Genomic DNA, 19992 nt, shown 5'->3' with positions numbered 1-19992 from the left:
TTATTTGAAAGGAAACTTTTAAGGTCACTCTTTGTGCCTGATAAAAAATGGCGAAAACAAGAAGAACCTCAATTGAGGTTCTTCTTGTGATATTTGTGGGACAGCAGTGGCCTAAGCGCTCTTTTTTATTTGAATAATTCTAGATTCCTAAACTGCCGCGCGCCGAGCGCTTGGCGTAATTTAGGCAGGAAGCAGTGCTTCCTGAAATCCCTAAATTACTCCCATTCAATCGTAGCTGGTGGTTTAGACGAAACGTCATAAACCACACGTGAAACATCTTTAATTTCGTTCATGATACGAGTCGAAATCTTATCAACCAGTTCATATGGAAGATGCGCGAAACGTGCAGTCATAAAGTCCACAGTTTCAACGGCACGAAGTGCAATCACCCATGCATAACGACGGCCATCACCTACCACACCTACCGATTTAACCGGCTGGAATACAGCGAAAGCTTGCGCAGTTTTGTCATACCAACCGCTGGCACGAAGTTCTTGCATGAAGATGTCATCCGCCAGACGAAGGATGTCGGCATATTCTTTTTTCACTTCACCCAAAATACGCACGCCCAAACCTGGACCCGGGAACGGATGACGATAAAGCATCTCATGCGGTAAACCTAAAGTGGTACCTAAACGGCGTACTTCATCTTTAAACAGGTCACGGATTGGCTCAACCAGTTCAAAGGCTAAATCATCTGGTAAACCGCCCACATTGTGGTGTGATTTAATCACATGTGCCTTACCGTTTTTAGTTGCAGCAGATTCAATCACGTCAGGGTAAATTGTACCTTGTGCAAGGAAATTTACGCCATCCAGCTTACGTGCTTCTTCAGCAAATACTTCAATGAATTCACGACCAATGATTTTACGCTTTTTCTCTGGATCGGTTTCACCTGCAAGCGCAGACAAGAAACGGTTCTCAGCATCGGCACGAATGACGCGGATACCCATGTTTTTCGCAAACATGTCCATCACTTGCTCGCCTTCGTTCAAACGAAGCAAACCGTTGTCTACGAATACGCAAGTCAATTGATCGCCAATGGCTTTATGAAGAAGCGCAGCAACTACTGATGAATCTACGCCACCTGAAAGACCAAGCAATACTTTTTGGTCGCCAATCTGTTCACGTAACTGTTCAACACGCAGGTCGATGATGTTTTCAGAGTTCCAGAGATTACGGCAACCACAAATGCTGTGTACGAAGTTAGACAGCAACTCGGCACCTTTTGCAGTATGGGTCACTTCCGGGTGGAACTGCACGCCATAGAAACGGCGTTTTTCATCGCTTACTGCTGCAAATGGACAGCTTGGTGTACTTGCAGTCACCTGGAAACCTTCCGGAATCGCACTGACTTTGTCACCATGGCTCATCCAAACATTGAGTTTGTTTTCGCCATCGTCTAAATCACCCAGAAGTTGGTCACGAACCAAAACATCTACCGCAGCATAACCAAATTCATGTACGGTACCTGGCTCTACTTTACCGCCAAGCTGTTCTGACATGGTTTGCAAGCCGTAGCAAATACCCAATACAGGTACACCCAGGTTGAATACAACTTCAGGCGCGCGTGGACTACCTTCTTCATGAACACTTTCCGGACCACCCGACAAGATGATACCGTTTGGTTTAAATGCGCGAATGTCTTCTTCAGACATGTCATAGGCATACATTTCAGAATATACGCCAGCTTCACGTACACGACGTGCAATAAGCTGACTGTATTGAGAACCGAAATCCAGAATCAGGATGCGGTCTTCAGTGATTTGAGTATTGGTAGTCATGACAAACAACTATGCAAGGCAAACGAAATAAGCGCTGCATTCTATCATTTTTCGGCGCATTAAGCACACTATTCGCACAAGGCTTTCAATTCGTTGATTGCATTATATTTCCGGCACAACAAAGCACCCCTCCGGATGCCTTGTTTGTTTTACCATTTTTCTATTTTCACGATTTGGATATCGTTCCATGTCGTCATGATAGATATCATCATACTCCATCAGTCTGATCTGGCCGTATCTTCTCTAGGACTTTGGTTATTAAGTAAAATCTTGCAGCTTAGTTCTGGTTATACCAAAGCCATTGATCGTTCCGATTGGCCAGTTTTTCTATTTTAACGACATCGATGTTGGCGGATTGGCCACTCTGGGTATCCACTTCACCCATCACTTTCACCTGATCACCGGCTTTTAAGCCCATCGGTTTCCAAAAATCATCATCTACATCAATGTCAATTGAACCGGATCCATCTTTGAGCTGAAAATGATCGCCCCGTATTCGTTTGACAATAACGCCAGATAAGGTCACTGCAGTTTCATCCGCCAGCTGTTTTACTTCTGCAACCGTGACCGTATTTTGGGCAGCTTCATTCACGATCATCTGATCACTTTTACCCGCCCAGGAGGCTGTAGAAAACATCACACCAGAGATAAAAATGACCCATAACATTTGCTTCATGATTGACTCCACTTTGCTAGCTTCATCAAGCTTTATTGAAGCAAAATTCCGGCAATTTGTACGCAGCTTTTATGTAGTGTGCACAACTTTTATGTAATTACAAAAGTCTGTACAAGCAAGAATCAACCTTCAATTTTTCTCAATGCTGGCGATGGTCTCTCTAGCATGTCATCTACACTGAATTTACCTGCACCGTGCAGCATCAGGAACAATAGTCCACCGGTCATGGCAATATTTTTCATCAGGTGAATGGCATCATCCGGAGTCCCGGTGCCATGGAAAATAAAGCCGCAAATAAAGGTAAAAATGGCTAAGCCCAAGGCAGCCAGACGGGCCTGAAAACCAAACAACAGGGCCAGACCGCCGCCAGCAACGACCAGGATACTCAAAGGCAGCAGGCTGCCCGGGACACCTTTAGATTCCATATACCCGGCCGTTGCAGCATAAGCATTGATTTTCATCCAGCCAGACATCAGAAAAATATAGGCTATTAACACACGTGCAACCAAAGCGATAAAGGCATCGGTTTGCAGGCCCTGCACCAGATTTTTTATAAAAGTATTCGGATTAAACATGAGGTCACCTTTTGATTTTTGTTTTAATGACCTCTACATGCTAAGCCTGTTTTTATCAGGGTCAATAAATAATTTGTAAGATAAATCGTTGCTCAAAAAGGGAAAGATGAAAATGCAATTAATTTTCTTTTTGGTACTGACTTTCATGCCCCAGACTGCTAGGATTTCAGCACATTTTTGCTATCTGTAGCGCCATGGAACTGCTTGATTTTATCTTACACGTTGATGCCCATCTGCTCGAATTTATCACCGATTACGGCGTGTGGATTTATGCCATTCTTTTCTTGATTATTTTTGTGGAAACCGGGCTGGTGGTGATGCCATTTCTGCCGGGTGACAGCCTGCTGTTTGCGGCAGGAGCCTTAGCAGCATCCACAGGCGCAATGAATCCTTATATTCTGGTCATCTTGCTGTTTGTTGCCGCAGTATTAGGCGACACGCTGAATTATCATATTGGTAAATTTATTGGACCGCGTGTCTTTGAAATTGAATCACGTTTCATTAATAAAAAGCATTTAACTTATACGCAAAAATTCTTTGAAAAACATGGTGGTAAAACCATTATTTTTGCCCGCTTTGTTCCTTTCGCCCGTACTTTTGCTCCGTTTGTCGCCGGTGCAGGTCACATGAATTATAAATATTTCCTGAGCTTTAATATCATTGGTGCCATTTGCTGGGTCGGTTCTTTTGTAATTTTGGGCTACTTATTTGGCAATATGCCGATTGTCAAAGACAATTTTACCCATCTGATTTTTGGCATCATTATTATTAGTGTCTTGCCGGGCATTATTGGTTTTATTCGCCAGAAACTTAAAAAGGCGCATTAAAAGAAGCGAATTACAACGGGCAACATACACATAATCAGTAACATGGCCGATCCTTTATATAAGAGATCGGCTTTTATTTGCCTGGACTGTCCGGCCAAAATGGCCCGCCCAAAAAACATCCAGAACACCACCGTAGGCAACAGTACCAGACTGAACAGCGCAAATACCAAAACAAAATTGGTGGGATTGCTCCAGGTTTCAATCGGTAAAACACCGGCAGCAAATAATAAGGCTTTAGGGTTTTTGAAAGTAGAAAAGAACAGTTGGCGCGGCTGAATAGAACGATGATGTTGATTATGCTTTTCTAAATCTGACGCTTTCCACAACTGGAAGGCCAGCCATACCACATAAACAGCACTGCAAACATGCAGGATATGAATAAAATTCGGCCACACCGGACTACATAAATGAATCAGTAATGCCCACAAATTAATGGCATAAAAATAGCCGAGCAATTTTGCCGGAATAAACAGACTGGTTCTGGCAATGCCTTGTTGATGCGCCGAGCTTGCAAGTAATGCATTGGTTGGACCCGGAATCATCAATACCGCAATCACCGCCAAGACAAAAAGCCAACTCTCGATCATACATACCCGACATTACCCTTAATTAGGGGCACACCTTATATGAAACAGATGAAAAGTGACAAGTATTTCTCGATAAAAAAACATCACCTGATGCGTTTAAAGATTCCATCGAAAAACAACAACCAATTGATATTAATAATATTTACATTGAAACATTTTGCTAATATTTTATCACCTCGCTGTCGGGCACAGCACCTCAACAGCGGCATAAATTGATGAATTATTGAACTTTATTGCGAACAATAATTGGGCAGTTTTTGAATTTTGCCGCCTGAACCACAGCTTCCTGTTCACCCAATAGACGTGCCAATTCAGTGTTTTTGGTATTGGAAGATTGTCCCATATTGACTGAAACACTCGGACCAATCCCCCAGCCGCCATGACTGCCCCAACCGCCGCCAACACCGACACCCACACCGACGCCAGTGCGTTTAGGTGCCTGCACACCATTATCGATATATTGCTGAATACGGTTATATTCACTTTGCAACTGCTGGCAATTCAGCGCTTGATACTGGGTCGGAGAAACATAACTCGGTTTCACCGTCGTTGCACAAGCACCCAATAAAACCGTACTTCCCAAAAGGAAGCCTAGATAAATCGTTTTCATGAGAAATCTCAATACTTATATATGCTCAATTTCATTGAACAACGATTGATAGGCTTGCGTCAATTTATGATCAGTTGCCAAATGGATTAAAGGCTGATTTTTAAGATGCGATTCCTTCATTAAAATGGACGGAGGCAACATGCTATCTAATACAGGCAAGCTTTCATCCTTCAGCTGTTGCACCACTTCACGCGGTAATTTGGCCTGTGCCTGGAACTGATTCACCACAATCCCTTCAATTTCCAGACGCTCATTATGGTCATCCTGAGTTTCAATGACATTTTCAATCAGGGTCTGTAAGGCGCGTTTTGAAAATACGTCACAATCAAAAGGAATCAGTACGCGACTGGCTGCAATCAGCGCCGACAAGGTAAAGAAGTTAAAAGCCGGCGGCGTATCGATATACACCCGGTCATATTGCCCTTGCAGTTGCTGCAAGGCATCCCGCAATTTATAAATCTTATGTTTCGACTCCAAGGCATGTGCCAGCGCCCCCAAAGTGGGACTTGCAGGAATCACATCCAGATTTTTAAAAGGAGATTGATGCACATAGCGCTCCAGACCTTTATCCCGGTTCTTCAAAATGGAACCAATGGCATTGCCTAAAAGTCCTTTGCTTTGAGTGGCCCCCAGCACTTCTTCAAAATAGTTTTCAATATTGGGTTCCAGCGCCGGTTTATCCACGGTATAGGTTGCATCATCCCCCAATAGATATTGACTGGAATTGGCTTGTGGGTCGAGATCAATCAGCAAGGTTTTCAACCCCTGATGTGCGCTAATTGCAGCCAGATTGACGGCAATACTGGACTTGCCTACCCCACCTTTTTGATTAAAAACCACACGTATCAGCATTGGAAGCCCCTATCATTTATAGTTATCTATGAATTGCAGTTTAACTCACACGTCTTGGATCTAGAATAATCATGTCTAACAATTAGCCAAAATTCGGCTTAATGATGACTAATCCCATAATGGCGATCAGTGCGACCACTGCAATCATTAAACCTGCACGACGCTGCACCAGTAAAATACTGTCATCTTTTTTATAGGCTTTAATCAAGGAAGAAAATAACACCAGAAACAGGATGATCTTGGCATAAAACCAGGATTGGACTTCAAAATTCTTGATCACTAATGAAGTTAGCCCGGTCAAAACAATAACCGTCATGGCAAGATGTTGCCAGGCGACCAAAAATTTTCGTGCCACCGGATTGGGCTGATTGTCCTTGACTCCAACAAATAAAGTAAAAGCACGTGCAAGGATTGCCCCAATCAATAAGGTCACAGCAATCATATGCACAATTTTTACCGTCAGCTGCATATCCATTGTTTAATCTTCCTTATTATTCTGCTTTGGGCGCATGTGCACATTCAGGACTTGACGTGTCTTGTCCTTGCCATTCTGATGGCACAAAAGCATGAATCGCAAGGGCATGAATACGGCTTGGCGCAAGCAAGTCCCCTGCTGCTGCATAAATTTTTTGATGACGTTGCACTAAACGCAAGCCTTGGAAAATGTCACTGACCACAATCACTTTAAAATGCGATTCTTTACCCGGGAAATAGCCGCCATGACCGGAGGATTCGTTCACTACTTCTAAATGAACCGGTGATAACTCTTGCAGGCGTTGAATCAACTGTTGTTCTAAATTCATCAAGATGCTCCCAAATAGCTCAATCTCTGGCTTCAGTATAGCGTGTTCCGATTCAATCTTCGTGTCTGTCTACCCTATCATTCCTGCATTTCAAGATAAAAATTTCTTTTTAAATCTCAATTTTGTTTATAAAAGCAACAAATTTAAGCAAAATGGTTTTATTTTATGCAATCGACATAAGTTTTTTCACAAAGTTATTGACCCTATTTTTGCATAATGTATTATACATGGCATGCGGGAATAGCTCAGTTGGTAGAGCATAACCTTGCCAAGGTTGGGGTCGGGAGTTCGAGTCTCCTTTCCCGCTCAAAATTTTTTCATTTAGTTTTTTCACTTAAAAAACTTTATAGACTCCGCGGGAATAGCTCAGTTGGTAGAGCATAACCTTGCCAAGGTTGGGGTCGGGAGTTCGAGTCTCCTTTCCCGCTCCAGATTCTAAAAAGCCCTGATCGAAAGATTGGGGCTTTTTATTGTTGATTTTAAACAATATTTTCTTTCCAAACTTAAAATGCTTAAAGCTAGTAAAAAGTTAAGATAGATCACTTGAAAATGGGCTTACGTGACCAAAAGTGCCCTGCAACCATCACATATAGATCAATATATTAAAGATTTTGCATAAATTTTAGTGAACATAGGCTGAGTAATTCTAAAAACTTAAAATACTTCATTCTGGCTTTTATTGAAGTCTTTTTCACTACTTTATAAAAATGGTGACCAAATTTGGTCACCAAAAATATATAATTAAAAAAAAATCTTAAGTTAAAAAATTATTAATTTATGGAATAGTTTTTATTAAAAAACTTATTCTTCCTGCTTGAACTGGACTGCTCCCAGTATCCTAGACACGAGACAGCCTCATTTTGAAGCTGCCTCAAATGCTTCTGGGCTCATTCCTTAACTGACCGGCATTGTGGTAGGTATCGGGCTTTCATCATTCAATTTAGGAAGTGAGCAAATTGCGCAAGACATAGTGCAAGATCCCACCGGCCTTAAAGTATTCCACCTCATTCAAGGTATCAATACGACACAACACTTGAAAATGACTACACGTACCATCGCTATGTTGCACCTCTACATCCAGCATTTGATGCGGATGAATATCATCCGACAAGCCTGAAATTGATAGGGTTTCATGTCCGGTCAGGTTCAATATCTGCCGGTTCTGACCTTCCACAAACTGTAAAGGTAACACCCCCATGCCGACCAGATTGGAACGATGAATCCGCTCAAAACTTTCAGCAATCACCGCTTTCACCCCCAACAGGTTGGTGCCCTTAGCCGCCCAGTCACGTGAAGAACCGGTGCCATATTCTTTCCCGGCAATAATCACGAGTGGGGTTTGTTCTGCCTGATAGCGCATTGCCGCATCATAAATCGAGAGTTTTTCTGCACTTGGAATATGCAGGGTATTGCCCCCCTCCTCGCCACCCAGCATTTCGTTTTTAATGCGGATATTGGCAAAGGTACCTCGCATCATCACTTCATGGTTACCACGACGGGATCCGTAAGAGTTAAAGTCTTTTACATCAACACCCTGTTGCTGCAAATATCGTCCGGCTGGACTATCTTGTTTGATATTGCCCGCTGGGGAAATATGGTCTGTCGTGACTGAATCACCTAATACCGCCAAAATCCGTGCCTGGCTGATCGTCTGAATTGGTTGTAGCGGCTGATCAATTTCTGCAAAAAAGGGAGGATGCCGGATATAGGTGGATTGTTCATCCCAGGCATAGGTTTGACTTTGTGGAATCTGGATCGCTTTCCACTTGGCATCGCCTTCAAATACTTCCGCATATTCTTTATGGAACATCTCGGTATTCACATTCTGCAGTGCGGCATCGATTTCCACCTGTGTCGGCCAGATATCTTTTAAATAAACCGTCTGGCCATCAAAACCCTCACCTATCGGCTCAGTCGTGAGATCAGTTCGAATATTCCCAACCAAACCATAGGCAACCACCAAAGGTGGTGAGGCGAGCCAGTTGGTTTTCACCAGAGGATGCACCCGTCCTTCAAAGTTACGGTTTCCGGAGAGCACTGAAGCTACATTCAAATCAAAACATTGCACAGCTTCTTCAATCACTTCAGGTAAAGGTCCCGAATTACCAATACAGGTAGTGCAACCATAACCCACCAGATTATAACCCAGTTGATTCAAATAAGGCGTCAACCCTGCTGCATCAAGATAATCGCTGACCACTTTGGAACCTGGAGCCAGTGAACTTTTCACCCAGGGTTTTCGCTGCAAACCTTTTTCGATTGCTTTTTTGGCCAATAGCCCTGCTGCCAACATGACACTGGGATTCGAGGTATTGGTACAGGAGGTAATCGCTGAAATCACTACATCGCCATGCTGCAACGGATATTTTTTACCATCAATTACACAAAAAGCATTTTCATGTGGCAGGTTGGCCTGTTTCGCTTCAACAGCCGTACCTCCACCTCCTTCATTTTCCAGACGCTCTTTTTCCTCTTTGACCGGTTTCAAGGTCAGATCCATGAAGGCATGAAAGGTTTTGGGCACTTGCGACAAGAGTACACGATCCTGCGGGCGTTTCGGACCCGCCAGACTGGTTTCTACCGTCGACATATCTAAAGCCAGCGTGTCGGTGAAGACGGGCTCATCCCCCGGATTGCGCCATAATCCTTGCAACTTGCTATAGGCTTCTACCAAGGCAATTCTTTCCGGCTGACGTCCAGTTAAACGTAAATAGGAAAGCGTCACCTCATCAACCGGGAAAAAGCCACAGGTAGCGCCATATTCGGGTGCCATATTGGCAATCGTGGCACGATCCGCCAAGGGTAAATCGGCCAGGCCATCGCCATAAAATTCGACAAATTTTCCAACGACGCCTTTTTGGCGCAGCATCTGGGTAATGGTCAGTACCAGATCAGTTGCGGTAATCCCTTCTTTGAGTTTACCGGTAAGCTTAAAGCCGATCACTTCCGGAATCAGCATGGAGATCGGTTGGCCCAGCATGGCCGCTTCCGCCTCGATACCGCCTACCCCCCAGCCTAACACGCCTAAGCCATTGATCATGGTGGTATGTGAATCGGTACCGACCAAGGTATCAGGAAAGGCAAAGCGCTGACCATCGACCTCATTACTCCAGACCACTTGTGCTAGATATTCCAGATTGACCTGATGGCAAATCCCGGTTCCTGGCGGCACCACGCGAAACTGATTGAGCGCAGCCTGCCCCCAACGTAGAAACTGGTAGCGCTCGCCATTGCGTTGCATCTCAATTGCGACATTCTGCTCAAAAGCTTGCGGGCTGGCAAAGTAATCGACCATAACCGAGTGATCGATGACTAAATCCACCGGTGACAGCGGATTAATTTTTTCCGGGTCACCACCGGCTTTGGCCACTGCGGCACGCATCGCGGCAAGATCAACCACTGCGGGAACACCGGTAAAATCCTGCATCAGCACCCGTGCCGGACGATACTGGATTTCCTGTTCTGAGGTTCGGTTGTTTAGCCACCCTGCCAATGCATGAATATGCTCGGTTTTCACCGTGAGCTGATCTTCGAAACGTAGTAAATTTTCTAGCAAGACTTTTAAAGATTTTGGTAGTCGGGACAGGTCACCTAACTGCACTTGCAATTTAGACAGGTTGAAAATCTGATAGTGTTCTGAACCGACGGTTAATGTTTCTAAAGTATTAAAACTATTGATATTACTATACTTAGCCATCTAGTTTCCCTCCGGCTTGATATGCTATTTTTATGATCACAGTCAACCATTCCTTTACTTACTGTATGCTAACTGCACGGCGGGTTTGTTATTATTTATTATCAGATTGCGCTAAGCAGTTAAATGCAGGGCTGCCAGGAAATTTTGCCAGAGAGTTGCCGACAGTTCAGACCTGGCATTGACAATCTTTCTGCCCATTCCGTAAGGAGATTAAGGTAAATTGAACCGCGTATTTTAACTGTATTTTCAGAGTGTGGTATTTGTAGTTGAATTGGGCTTTGTTGCATAAAGACTCTAAAGATAGAGTTGCCCCAAGTTACTTAAATTTAAGCGACAACTTGGGTACGAAGTCGACCTAATTCTATAAATTTATTTATGGACTGCCACCACTTTCCTTACCAAATACGATTGATCCAATATGAACACATCCAATGACCCCTTACACGGCAAAAAGCTTGCTGACATTTTGAATGAGTTGCTAGATTACTATGGCGGCTTTGAAGGCTTGAGTCGTAAAATTGAAATTAGATGCTTTTGCATAGACCCAAGTGTTAAATCATCATTACGATTCTTGCGGACCACACCATGGGCACGTGAAAAAGTAGAAAGCTTATATTTATACGTCTTACGCCAAAAGGCAAAACAGAAACCGTAGCCCCAAGCAACACCCCTCTCATCATAAAATTATACCAGTCTGTAAAACACCTTTAGATTAAGCATGTGTATGTTGGTTATTATTGTTGATTATCAAAGTAAATTTAGTGACCAAAAATCAAAGTATCCTACCCTACCTTAAATTACACCACACAAAACAAAAACTCTATATAACTGTTATATATAGGATTTATTAAAATACCGATTATGTTATTTAGTGTATTTTATGTTGGTGACTCTTTCCAAGGTTGGGGTTCGGGAGTTCGAGTCTCCTTTCCCGCTCCAGATTCAAAAAGCCCTCATCGAAAGATGGGGGCTTTTTTTATCCCAATAGTATACCCCACCCCATAAATCAGCAGCATTTCGCATAAGCTTGTCATTATTTATGTATTTCAACTGCTTAAAGATTCAGCATAATCGTGGCTTTTTAAAATAAAGTCCCCTTTTCAAGTGTTCAGGCACTGTGTATAACAATGAACCGGGAATGGAAACCGATAAGCATAGGCAAACATCGTAAAAAAACGGTAGACTATGCAACAATCAATGCAAGTAAAATGTCATTTGAGACAAAAAGAAGGTGAAGGTTGATGCCGCTCAATACCGTTGAAGAGCTCGTAGCAGATATCCGTGCAGGAAAAATGGTCATCCTGATGGATGATGAAGACCGTGAAAATGAAGGCGATCTGGTGATTGCTGCGACACACGTACGTCCTGAAGACATCAACTTTATGATCACCCACGCCCGTGGTCTGGTTTGCCTCACATTGAGCCGCGACCGTTGCCAGCAGCTCAATCTTCCGCTCATGGTCGATGCCAACGGCGCACAGCACGGGACTAACTTTACGCTTTCAATTGAGGCTGCCAACGGTATTACCACCGGTATTTCAGCCGCTGAACGTGCACATACCATTCAGACGGCAGTGGCCGCACATGCCAAGCCTGCGGACATTGTACAACCGGGGCATATCTTCCCGCTGATGGCACAGCCAGGCGGCGTATTGCACCGTGCCGGCCATACCGAAGCCGGCTGTGATCTGGCCCGTCTTGCAGGACTCGAACCTGCTTCAGTGATTTGTGAAATCATTAAAGAAGATGGCACCATGGCGCGCCGTCCTGACCTTGAAATTTTTGCCGAAAAGCATGGTTTGAAAATCGGAACGATTGCGGATCTCATTCACTACCGCATGACCAATGAGCAAACGGTTGAACGTCTGGATCAACAAACATTAGATACCGAATACGGTACATTTGAATTGTTCCGTTACCGTGAAATTGGTAATCCGGATATTCATTTAGCCCTGGTCAAAGGTGAGCCTAAACAGGGGGTCACTACCGTTCGCGTACATGGCTTTAGTCCGGCACGTGACTTGCTGAAAATTAACAAGCAAAATGGCGAACCGGCCTGGAATCTCGACAAAGCACTGAAAGAGATCGCATCTAGCGAGCGCGGTGTTTTGGTCTGGATTGGTCAGCGTCATTTACAGGACCTCGGTCCAGCACTGGAAAGCTTGACTACACCTAAGCCATCCAAATCCAATGCTGCATTGTCACAGCAATACCAAACCATTGGTGTCGGTGCCCAGATTTTACGTGATTTAGGGGTTGAGAAAATGAAACTGCTCAGCTCTCCATTACGTTTTAATGCATTATCAGGTTTTAATTTAGAAGTGGTGGAATACGTCGCCGCAAATCAAACAACAGAGAAATAATCGAGGTTGCTATGGCAGTTCGCCGTATTGAAGGTATGTTACATCTCGCGAGCGAAGGCCGTTACGCGATTTTAGTGGGTCGTTTTAATAGTTTTGTTGTCGAACATCTTTTAGAAGGTGCAATTGATACATTGAAACGTCATGGTGTATCAGAGGATAATATTACCGTTGTTCACGCACCTGGTGCCTGGGAACTTCCGGTGGTAGCTAAAAAACTGGCTGCTGCTGATCGTTTTGATGCCATTATTGCGCTTGGCGCAGTGATTCGTGGTAGCACGCCTCACTTCGATTTTGTTGCTGGTGAATGTGCCAAAGGTTTAGGCGTGGTTGGCCTGGACACTGGCTTACCAGTCATTAATGGTGTATTGACTACGGATAGTATTGAACAGGCGATTGAACGCTCGGGTACAAAAGCAGGTAATAAAGGCAGTGAAGCTGCCTTGACTGCAATTGAAATGGTTAACTTGTTAAAGGCTATTTAACGCTATGTCGCAAACACTTCAAGCAACTTATGCAGCAAAACGCAAAGCACGTCGTTTTGCTGTACAAGGAATTTATGAATGGCAGATGAGCCACAATCCGGTACATGAAATTGAAGCACGTACACGTGTGGAAAATGCCATGCACAAAGTGGATCTCGGCTATTATCATGAATTGTTGACTCAAGTGGTTGCCAATCATGAAGCATTGGATGCGCTCTTAATCCCTGTGCTTGACCGCGAAATTGATGCGCTTGACGGCGTTGAACTCGCTACTCTTCGTCTGGGTGCGTATGAATTGAAAGAACATCTTGAAATTCCATATCGCGTTGTTTTGGACGAAGCAATCGAGCTGGCTAAACATTTTGGCGGTGCAGACAGCCATAAATACATCAATGGTGTATTGGATCGTTTAGCAACAACTTTACGTGCAGCAGAAAAGCAACAAACCAACTAAATAAAGTAGATTTGTTGTATGGCTGAGTTCTCGATCATTGATACTTATTTTCATCGGCAGACTTCCACGTCGGTCGATTTAGGTGTTGGTGACGACTCAGCCTTGCTCACCCCTCCTCCTCAGCAACAACTGGTCATCTGTGCCGATACATTGGTTGCCGGACGACATTTTCCCCTAGATACCCATCCGCATGCCATCGGCTGGAAATCTGTCGCGGTGAATCTGTCTGACATTGCCGCAATGGGTGCCAAACCGCACAGCATCTTACTGGCATTGAGCCTACCCCAAATTGATCATGACTGGCTTAAAGGCTTTAGCCAGGGTTTATATGATTGCTGCGATCAATTTGGTGTGAGTTTAATTGGTGGCGATACCACGCAAAGTCCTCATCTCACTATTTCGGTCACCGCGCTTGGCTGGATAGAAACAGGCAAAGCCATCACACGTTCAGGCGCACAAGCCGGCGATTATGTCTGTGTCTCTGGTACAGTCGGTGATGCCGCATTTGCTCTGCACAATTTAGGACATCCGCTACAAAAGCGTCTGGATTATCCAACCCCACGTTGTCAGCTCGGTCAAAAGTTAAAAGGCCTGGCATCCAGCATGATTGATGTGTCTGATGGATTGGCACAAGATTTAGGCCATATCTTAAAAGCTTCAAAGGTAGGGGCAACGCTTGAATTAAATCAGCTGCCGATCAGTCCAGATTTACAAAATTTAACTCAAGAACAGCAATGGCAATATGCCCTCGCGGGTGGCGATGACTATGAGTTATGCTTTACAATAAGCCCGCAAAATTATGAAAAGCTTTTGCAACAACAATTAGATGTCAACATTAGCAAGATTGGACAAATAACCCAACAAACTGAATTAACTTTTGTGCAGAATGGCGTAGATCATTCGCTGCAATTTCATGGATATCAACACTTTGCATAAACCTGCGATTCACTTTAAAGACATGTCCTGGTACAACCGCTTTATCGTTTTTTGCGGTGTCGGATTTGGTTCTGGACTGTTACCCAAAGCGCCAGGCACTTTTGGTTCGGCCTTTGCATTGCTGTTTATTCCTGCCTGGCTTGCAATTGGCTTTATCGTCTCCATTATTGCCATGATTTTAATGTCACTTATTGGCATTTATATTTGCGGGCAAACCGCTAAAGTCATGGGCGTACATGACGATGGCCGCATTGTCTGGGATGAATTTGCTGGACAGTCAATTACGTTTCTGCCCCTGATTTACTTTGCACAAATGAGCTGGCTTTGGGTGCTGATTGGATTTGCCCTGTTCCGCTTATTCGATGTCTGGAAACCCTGGCCTATTCGTGTCATCGACCGTCAAGTCGGTGGCGGTTTCGGCATTATGTTTGACGATATTATTGCCGGCATTTGGGCCGCAATCTGTATTCTCGTGTACCTCAACATTTCAATGGCTTAAGCCAAGTTTTTAAGGTGTATTATGTCAACTTCTGTGATTATTCTTGCTGCCGGTAAAGGAACTCGAATGCGTTCGAGCTTACCCAAAGTATTGCAGCCGCTCGCAGGACGCCCTCTACTCGGTCATGTCATTGAAACTGCTAAAAAATTAAATGCCAAAAATATTATTACCATTTTTGGACACGGCGGTAATTTAGTTCAACAAGCCTTTGCACATGAAAATGTACAGTGGGTGGAACAAGCCGAACAGCTGGGTACAGGCCATGCGGTTAAAGTGACTTTACCGGTACTTCCTACCGATGGCGTTTCACTGATCCTTTCCGGTGATGTACCTTGCATTAGTCGAGACACCCTGGAAAAGCTGCTGGCTGTTTCACGTGAAACAGGAATTGGTCTGGTGACATTAACCCTGGCCGATGCCACCGGTTATGGCCGTATCGTACGTGAAAACAATAAAATTCAAGCCATTGTCGAGCATAAAGATGCCAGCGATGCACAGCGTCAAATCAAGGAAATCAATACCGGTATTTACTGTGTCAGCAATGCCAAACTGCATCAATGGTTACCCAAATTAAGCAACAACAATGTCCAAGGTGAATATTACCTGACGGACATTGTGGCCATGGCGATTGCCGATGGTCTTGAAGTGGCTTCCGTTGAGCCGGAACGTGCCTTCGAAGTGGAAGGCGTGAATGACCGGATTCAGCTGGCCGCTTTGGAACGTGAATTCCAGGCCTATCAGGCCAAGCTTCTGATGCAGCAAGGCGTGCATATCATTGATCCAAGCCGTTTTGACCTGCGTGGCAAGCTTACAGTCGGTCAAGATGTTCGTATTGATATCAACGTGATTATCGAAGGTGACTGCGAACTGGGCAACAATGTTGAAATTGGTGCGGGCTGCGTGATTAAGAATACCAAGATTGCTTCCGGTACCAAGGTCCAGCCCTACAGTATTTTCGACAATGCCGTGGTCGGTGAGGATACGCAAATTGGACCCTTTGCCCGTCTACGCCCAGGTGCCAAGCTTGCCAATGATGTGCATATTGGCAACTTTGTCGAAGTGAAAAATTCAACGATTGGCCTCGGCTCCAAAGCCAATCACTTTACCTATTTAGGTGATGCCGAAGTCGGCGCAGGTTCAAATATTGGTGCCGGTACCATTACCTGCAATTATGATGGGGCCAATAAATTTAAAACCATTATTGGTGATTCAGCCTTTATCGGCTCGAACAGTTCCCTGGTTGCCCCAGTCAGTATTGGCAATGGTGCAACTGTCGGCGCTGGCTCAGTCATCACACGCGATGTAGCAGAAAATAGTTTGGCCTTTGAACGATCTAAACAAGTGGCTAAAGAAAACTATCAACGCCCCCAAAAACTGAAAAAATAAGAGGATTATAAATATGTGTGGAATTGTCGGTGGCGTTGCAGAACGTAATATTAGCAATATTTTAATTGAAGGCCTGAAGCGCCTTGAATACCGTGGCTATGATTCAGCGGGTGTTGCGCTGATCAATGGTGGTCATGTCCTGCGCGAACGCCGTGTAGGTAAAGTGATCAATCTGGAACAGGCGGTAAGTGAATCGAATATCGAAGGTTCACTGGGGATTGCCCATACCCGTTGGGCAACCCATGGTAAACCGACTGAAAATAATGCCCATCCGCATGTTTCTGGTACGGTAGCTGTGGTGCATAACGGCATTATCGAAAACTATCAAGAACTGAAAGACGATCTTGAAGCCCTGGGCTATGTGTTTACTTCACAAACGGATACCGAAGTTGTCGCACATCTGGTCAATGATGCATTGAAATCAACCTCTAGCCTTCTAGAAGCGGTTCAGCAGGTTGTTCCCCAGCTCAAAGGGGCTTATGCACTGGGTATCGTGCATACCGATCATCCGAATGAACTGATTACCGTTCGTGAAGGTTCACCTCTGGTCATTGGCGTCGGGATTGGCGAGAACTTTATCAGTTCGGATCAATTGGCCCTGCTGCCAATTACCAACCGTTTTATTTACCTGGAAGAAGGTGATATTGCACGTTTAACCCGCAACAGCATTGAAGTGTTTGTGGATGGGCAATTGGTGAACCGTCCAGTAAAAGAGCTGGATGCCACCGTCAGTAATGCATCTAAAGGTGAATATAAACACTATATGCTCAAAGAAATTTATGAGCAGCCTGAAGCGATTCAGCAAACCATTTCCCAAGCCTTGAATGGCAACGATTTGCGCGAAGATTTCTTGCAAAATGCGGTGGGCGATTTTGAAAATATTCAACAGGTACAAATTATTGCCTGCGGGACCAGTTACCATGCCGGCATGATTGCAAAATACTGGTTTGAGCAGCTGATTGACCTGCCTTGCCAGGTGGAAATTGCCAGCGAATTCCGTTACCGCACGCCTGTGATTGTCAATAACACACTGTATGTCTGTATTTCTCAATCCGGTGAAACTGCCGATACTTTGGCTGCGCTGCGTGATACCCAAAAACGCGCTGCTGCAAAAAGTTTAAACATTACTACCATGACCATTTGTAATGTGGCTACTTCTTCAATGGTGCGTGAAACCAATTATAGCCTGCTAACCCTGGCCGGACCTGAAATTGGCGTTGCGTCAACCAAAGCATTTACCACGCAGCTTGCCGCACTCATGTTGTTGGTACTGAAGATTGGTCAAGTGAAGCAAAGCATCTCGGCTGAACAAATTACTGCCATTACCACTGATTTATGGCATACGCCTAAAGTCATCCTAGATACCCTACAGCAAGATAAAGACATTCTGCATTTATCTGAGCTGTTTGTAGAAAAACAGCACTGCCTGTTTTTAGGCCGTGGTACCGAGTTCCCAATTGCTCTTGAAGGCGCATTAAAACTGAAAGAAATTTCATATATTCATGCCGAAGGTTATGCAGCAGGTGAACTGAAACATGGTCCATTGGCACTGGTAGACAATGACATGCCGGTGGTGATTCTGGCTCCGCAAGACGACATGCTCGACAAGCTCAAATCCAATATGGAAGAAGTTCAGGCCCGTGGTGGCGAACTGTTTGTCTTTGCCGACGAAAACAGCGGCATTAAAGGCAAAGACCGTCAGCATGTGGTTCATGTGCCAAGTATCAGTCCGATTCTTGCGCCAATTGTTTACAGTATTCCTGTGCAGCTGCTGTCCTACCATGTGGCTGTCTTGCGTGGAACGGATGTCGATCAGCCGCGTAACCTGGCAAAATCGGTCACGGTGGAATAATAAATTTTGATATAAGGCTGGGTAACCGGCCTTTTTCTTGCAAAGGAAAGAGTAAAAGAATATGACCCTGAGTTGTTTTAAAGCCTACGATATTCGTGGAAAATTGGGTGAAGAATTAAATGAAGATATCGCCTATAAAATTGGCCGGGCTTATGGACAGATCTATCAACCTAAAACAGTGGTCATTGGTTGTGACATTCGTCTCAGCAGTGAAAGCCTGAAACAGGCCACTATTCGCGGTTTAAATGATGCAGGTGTCAAGGTACTCGATTTAGGCATAACGGGAACGGAAGAAGTCTACTTTGCTGCCTTCCACCTGGATGTTCAAGGCGGCATTGAAGTGACTGCCAGTCATAATCCGATGGATTACAACGGCATGAAACTGGTGCGTGAAAATGCCCGCCCAATCAGTGCAGATACCGGTCTAAAAGACATTCAGCTTTTGGCAGAATCAGAGGTCTTTAAAGAGGTTGAGCAAAAAGGGACGACCGAAAAATATAATATCCTGCCTGAATTTGTAGATCACCTCATGACTTACATCGAACCTTGCAAGATCGCACCGATGAAACTGGTGGTAAATGCGGGTAATGGTGCAGCAGGTCATGTAATTGATGCGATTGAAGAAAAATTCAAGGTTCTGAATGTACCGGTAGAATTTATTAAAATTCATCATGAGGCTGATGGCACCTTCCCGAATGGCATTCCCAACCCGCTGCTGGTTGAAAACCGGGATAGCACGCGTCAAGCCGTCATTGAGCATGGAGCGGATATGGGCTTGGCCTGGGATGGCGACTTTGACCGTTGCTTCCTGTTTGATGAAAAAGGCCAGTTCATTGAAGGCTATTATATTGTGGGTTTATTGGCACAAGCGTTCTTGCTGAAACAGTCGGGTGAGAAAATTGTGCATGACCCGCGCCTGGTCTGGAATACCTTTGACATTGTTGAACAATACCAGGGTGAAGCGATCCAGTCTAAATCAGGCCATTCTTTCATTAAAGAAAAAATGCGCGAGCATAATGCCGTATATGGCGGAGAAATGTCTGCACACCATTATTTCCGTGACTTTGCCTATTGCGATAGCGGCATGATTCCATGGCTGTTAGCGGTGTCAGTATTGTCTGAAACCAAAAAACCGTTGTCCGCCCTGGTAGAAGAAATGATTGCAAAATTCCCATGTTCAGGCGAAATCAACTTCAAAGTGGCAGATACCCAAACGACCATTCAAAAGATTTTTGATCACTATGCCGATCAAAATCCAGTCATTGATCGAACAGACGGTGTGAGCCTGGATTTTGGCGCATGGCGTTTAAACGTACGCGCTTCCAATACCGAGCCATTACTGCGCTTAAATATTGAAAGCCGTGCAGATAGAAATCCTGAACCGTTACAGGATTATGTCGATGAATTGACCTTGCTAATCCAAGGCAATCATTAAAAATAAGATGGCAATCGCCTGGTATTGCATCTTATAAAAAGAGCTCAATTTGAGCTCTTTTTATGAATAGCCACTAATTTTGTAGACACCTTTTAGTTAGATAAAATGGCTAATTAACGAGGTGCTTATGAGCAGTAAACGATATCCTGAAGAATTCAAAATTGAAGCAGTAAA

Annotated in this window: 19 protein-coding genes and 2 tRNA genes; 12 read left to right on the top strand and 9 right to left on the bottom strand. The window is 44.4% G+C overall.

The window, feature by feature from the left end:
- Nucleotides 1-215: 215 nt before the first annotated feature.
- The 3 genes from guaA to ACPUEY_RS12615 all read right to left on the bottom strand — a co-directional run bounded on the left by guaA (nucleotide 216) and on the right by ACPUEY_RS12615 (nucleotide 3035).
- A complete protein-coding gene (gene guaA / locus ACPUEY_RS12625; RefSeq protein ID WP_131273498.1) occupies nucleotides 216-1784 on the bottom strand; it encodes a glutamine-hydrolyzing GMP synthase in 1569 nt (522 codons plus the stop codon).
- 277 nt (nucleotides 1785-2061) lie between these two features.
- Complete coding sequence (locus ACPUEY_RS12620; protein WP_425122297.1) at nucleotides 2062-2460, bottom strand: NirD/YgiW/YdeI family stress tolerance protein; 399 nt, start codon at nucleotides 2458-2460, stop codon at nucleotides 2062-2064.
- A 122-nt stretch (nucleotides 2461-2582) separates the two neighbouring features.
- The gene (locus ACPUEY_RS12615) at nucleotides 2583-3035 is read right to left on the bottom strand and encodes a DoxX family protein (RefSeq protein WP_425122296.1); all 453 of its coding nucleotides are present in this window, start codon (nucleotides 3033-3035) and stop codon (nucleotides 2583-2585) included.
- Nucleotides 3036-3229: 194 nt separating this feature from the next.
- On the opposite strand from ACPUEY_RS12615, the gene ACPUEY_RS12610 reads away from it, so the two are divergent.
- Entirely contained in the window at nucleotides 3230-3862 is a 633-nt protein-coding gene (locus tag ACPUEY_RS12610) for a DedA family protein (protein ID WP_425122294.1), read from the top strand.
- Here ACPUEY_RS12610 and ACPUEY_RS12605 read toward each other — a convergent pair.
- The 5 genes from ACPUEY_RS12605 to ACPUEY_RS12585 all read right to left on the bottom strand — a co-directional run bounded on the left by ACPUEY_RS12605 (nucleotide 3859) and on the right by ACPUEY_RS12585 (nucleotide 6714).
- Nucleotides 3859-4449 (bottom strand): LysE family translocator, encoded by a 591-nt coding sequence (locus ACPUEY_RS12605; protein WP_425122293.1) that lies wholly within the window; start codon nucleotides 4447-4449, stop codon nucleotides 3859-3861. The two genes, ACPUEY_RS12610 and ACPUEY_RS12605, sit on opposite strands and share 4 nt — an antisense overlap.
- A 220-nt stretch (nucleotides 4450-4669) precedes the next feature.
- A complete protein-coding gene (locus ACPUEY_RS12600) occupies nucleotides 4670-5059 on the bottom strand; it encodes a hypothetical protein (protein WP_131273501.1) in 390 nt (129 codons plus the stop codon).
- Between the two features lie 15 nt (nucleotides 5060-5074).
- On the bottom strand, nucleotides 5075-5911 hold the full coding sequence (locus ACPUEY_RS12595) for a ParA family protein (protein ID WP_425122292.1): 837 nt from the start codon (nucleotides 5909-5911) through the stop codon (nucleotides 5075-5077).
- An 82-nt stretch (nucleotides 5912-5993) separates the two neighbouring features.
- A complete protein-coding gene (locus tag ACPUEY_RS12590; RefSeq protein WP_092820056.1) occupies nucleotides 5994-6386 on the bottom strand; it encodes a SirB2 family protein in 393 nt (130 codons plus the stop codon).
- A gap of 16 nt (nucleotides 6387-6402) precedes the next feature.
- Complete coding sequence (locus tag ACPUEY_RS12585) at nucleotides 6403-6714, bottom strand: BolA family protein (protein ID WP_425122291.1); 312 nt, start codon at nucleotides 6712-6714, stop codon at nucleotides 6403-6405.
- Nucleotides 6715-6948: 234 nt separating this feature from the next.
- On the opposite strand from ACPUEY_RS12585, the gene ACPUEY_RS12580 reads away from it, so the two are divergent.
- Nucleotides 6949-7021 (top strand) — tRNA-Gly (locus tag ACPUEY_RS12580).
- 48 nt (nucleotides 7022-7069) lie between these two features.
- Nucleotides 7070-7145: transfer RNA gene (locus ACPUEY_RS12575), tRNA-Gly, on the top strand.
- Nucleotides 7146-7654: 509 nt separating this feature from the next.
- Here ACPUEY_RS12575 and acnA read toward each other — a convergent pair.
- A complete protein-coding gene (acnA, locus tag ACPUEY_RS12570; RefSeq protein WP_425122290.1) occupies nucleotides 7655-10411 on the bottom strand; it encodes an aconitate hydratase AcnA in 2757 nt (918 codons plus the stop codon).
- A gap of 418 nt (nucleotides 10412-10829) precedes the next feature.
- Between acnA and ACPUEY_RS12565 the strand changes: the two genes are divergently transcribed.
- The 9 genes from ACPUEY_RS12565 (at nucleotide 10830) to ACPUEY_RS12525 (ending at nucleotide 19818) form a co-directional block, all read left to right on the top strand.
- Nucleotides 10830-11066, top strand: a complete 237-nt coding sequence (locus ACPUEY_RS12565; protein WP_131273506.1) for a VF530 family DNA-binding protein — start codon at nucleotides 10830-10832, stop codon at nucleotides 11064-11066.
- Between the two features lie 586 nt (nucleotides 11067-11652).
- Nucleotides 11653-12774: a bifunctional 3,4-dihydroxy-2-butanone-4-phosphate synthase/GTP cyclohydrolase II gene (gene ribBA / locus ACPUEY_RS12560; protein ID WP_261182658.1), complete on the top strand. Its 1122-nt coding sequence runs from the start codon at nucleotides 11653-11655 to the stop codon at nucleotides 12772-12774.
- Between the two features lie 11 nt (nucleotides 12775-12785).
- On the top strand, nucleotides 12786-13256 hold the full coding sequence (ribE, locus tag ACPUEY_RS12555; RefSeq protein WP_092820061.1) for a 6,7-dimethyl-8-ribityllumazine synthase: 471 nt from the start codon (nucleotides 12786-12788) through the stop codon (nucleotides 13254-13256).
- A gap of 4 nt (nucleotides 13257-13260) precedes the next feature.
- The gene (gene nusB / locus ACPUEY_RS12550) at nucleotides 13261-13710 is read left to right on the top strand and encodes a transcription antitermination factor NusB (RefSeq protein ID WP_092820062.1); all 450 of its coding nucleotides are present in this window, start codon (nucleotides 13261-13263) and stop codon (nucleotides 13708-13710) included.
- Nucleotides 13711-13728: 18 nt separating this feature from the next.
- Nucleotides 13729-14646, top strand: a complete 918-nt coding sequence (gene thiL, locus ACPUEY_RS12545; protein WP_425122289.1) for a thiamine-phosphate kinase — start codon at nucleotides 13729-13731, stop codon at nucleotides 14644-14646.
- Complete coding sequence (locus ACPUEY_RS12540; protein ID WP_425122288.1) at nucleotides 14624-15145, top strand: phosphatidylglycerophosphatase A family protein; 522 nt, start codon at nucleotides 14624-14626, stop codon at nucleotides 15143-15145. The genes thiL and ACPUEY_RS12540 overlap by 23 nt, the downstream gene beginning before the upstream one ends.
- Before the next feature lie 21 nt (nucleotides 15146-15166).
- Nucleotides 15167-16531 (top strand): bifunctional UDP-N-acetylglucosamine diphosphorylase/glucosamine-1-phosphate N-acetyltransferase GlmU, encoded by a 1365-nt coding sequence (gene glmU, locus ACPUEY_RS12535; protein WP_425122287.1) that lies wholly within the window; start codon nucleotides 15167-15169, stop codon nucleotides 16529-16531.
- Nucleotides 16532-16544: 13 nt separating this feature from the next.
- A complete protein-coding gene (gene glmS / locus ACPUEY_RS12530; protein ID WP_425122286.1) occupies nucleotides 16545-18383 on the top strand; it encodes a glutamine--fructose-6-phosphate transaminase (isomerizing) in 1839 nt (612 codons plus the stop codon).
- A gap of 61 nt (nucleotides 18384-18444) precedes the next feature.
- Nucleotides 18445-19818, top strand: a complete 1374-nt coding sequence (locus tag ACPUEY_RS12525) for a phosphomannomutase CpsG (RefSeq protein ID WP_425122285.1) — start codon at nucleotides 18445-18447, stop codon at nucleotides 19816-19818.
- Nucleotides 19819-19992: the final 174 nt, after the last annotated feature.

Origin of the sequence: Acinetobacter sp. G11 (genome assembly GCF_049808495.1) — a bacterium.
GTDB lineage: Bacteria > Pseudomonadota > Gammaproteobacteria > Pseudomonadales > Moraxellaceae > Acinetobacter > Acinetobacter kookii.
Note: the sequence above shows the minus strand (reverse complement) of the source record. Positions and strands in the feature narration are given on the sequence as shown.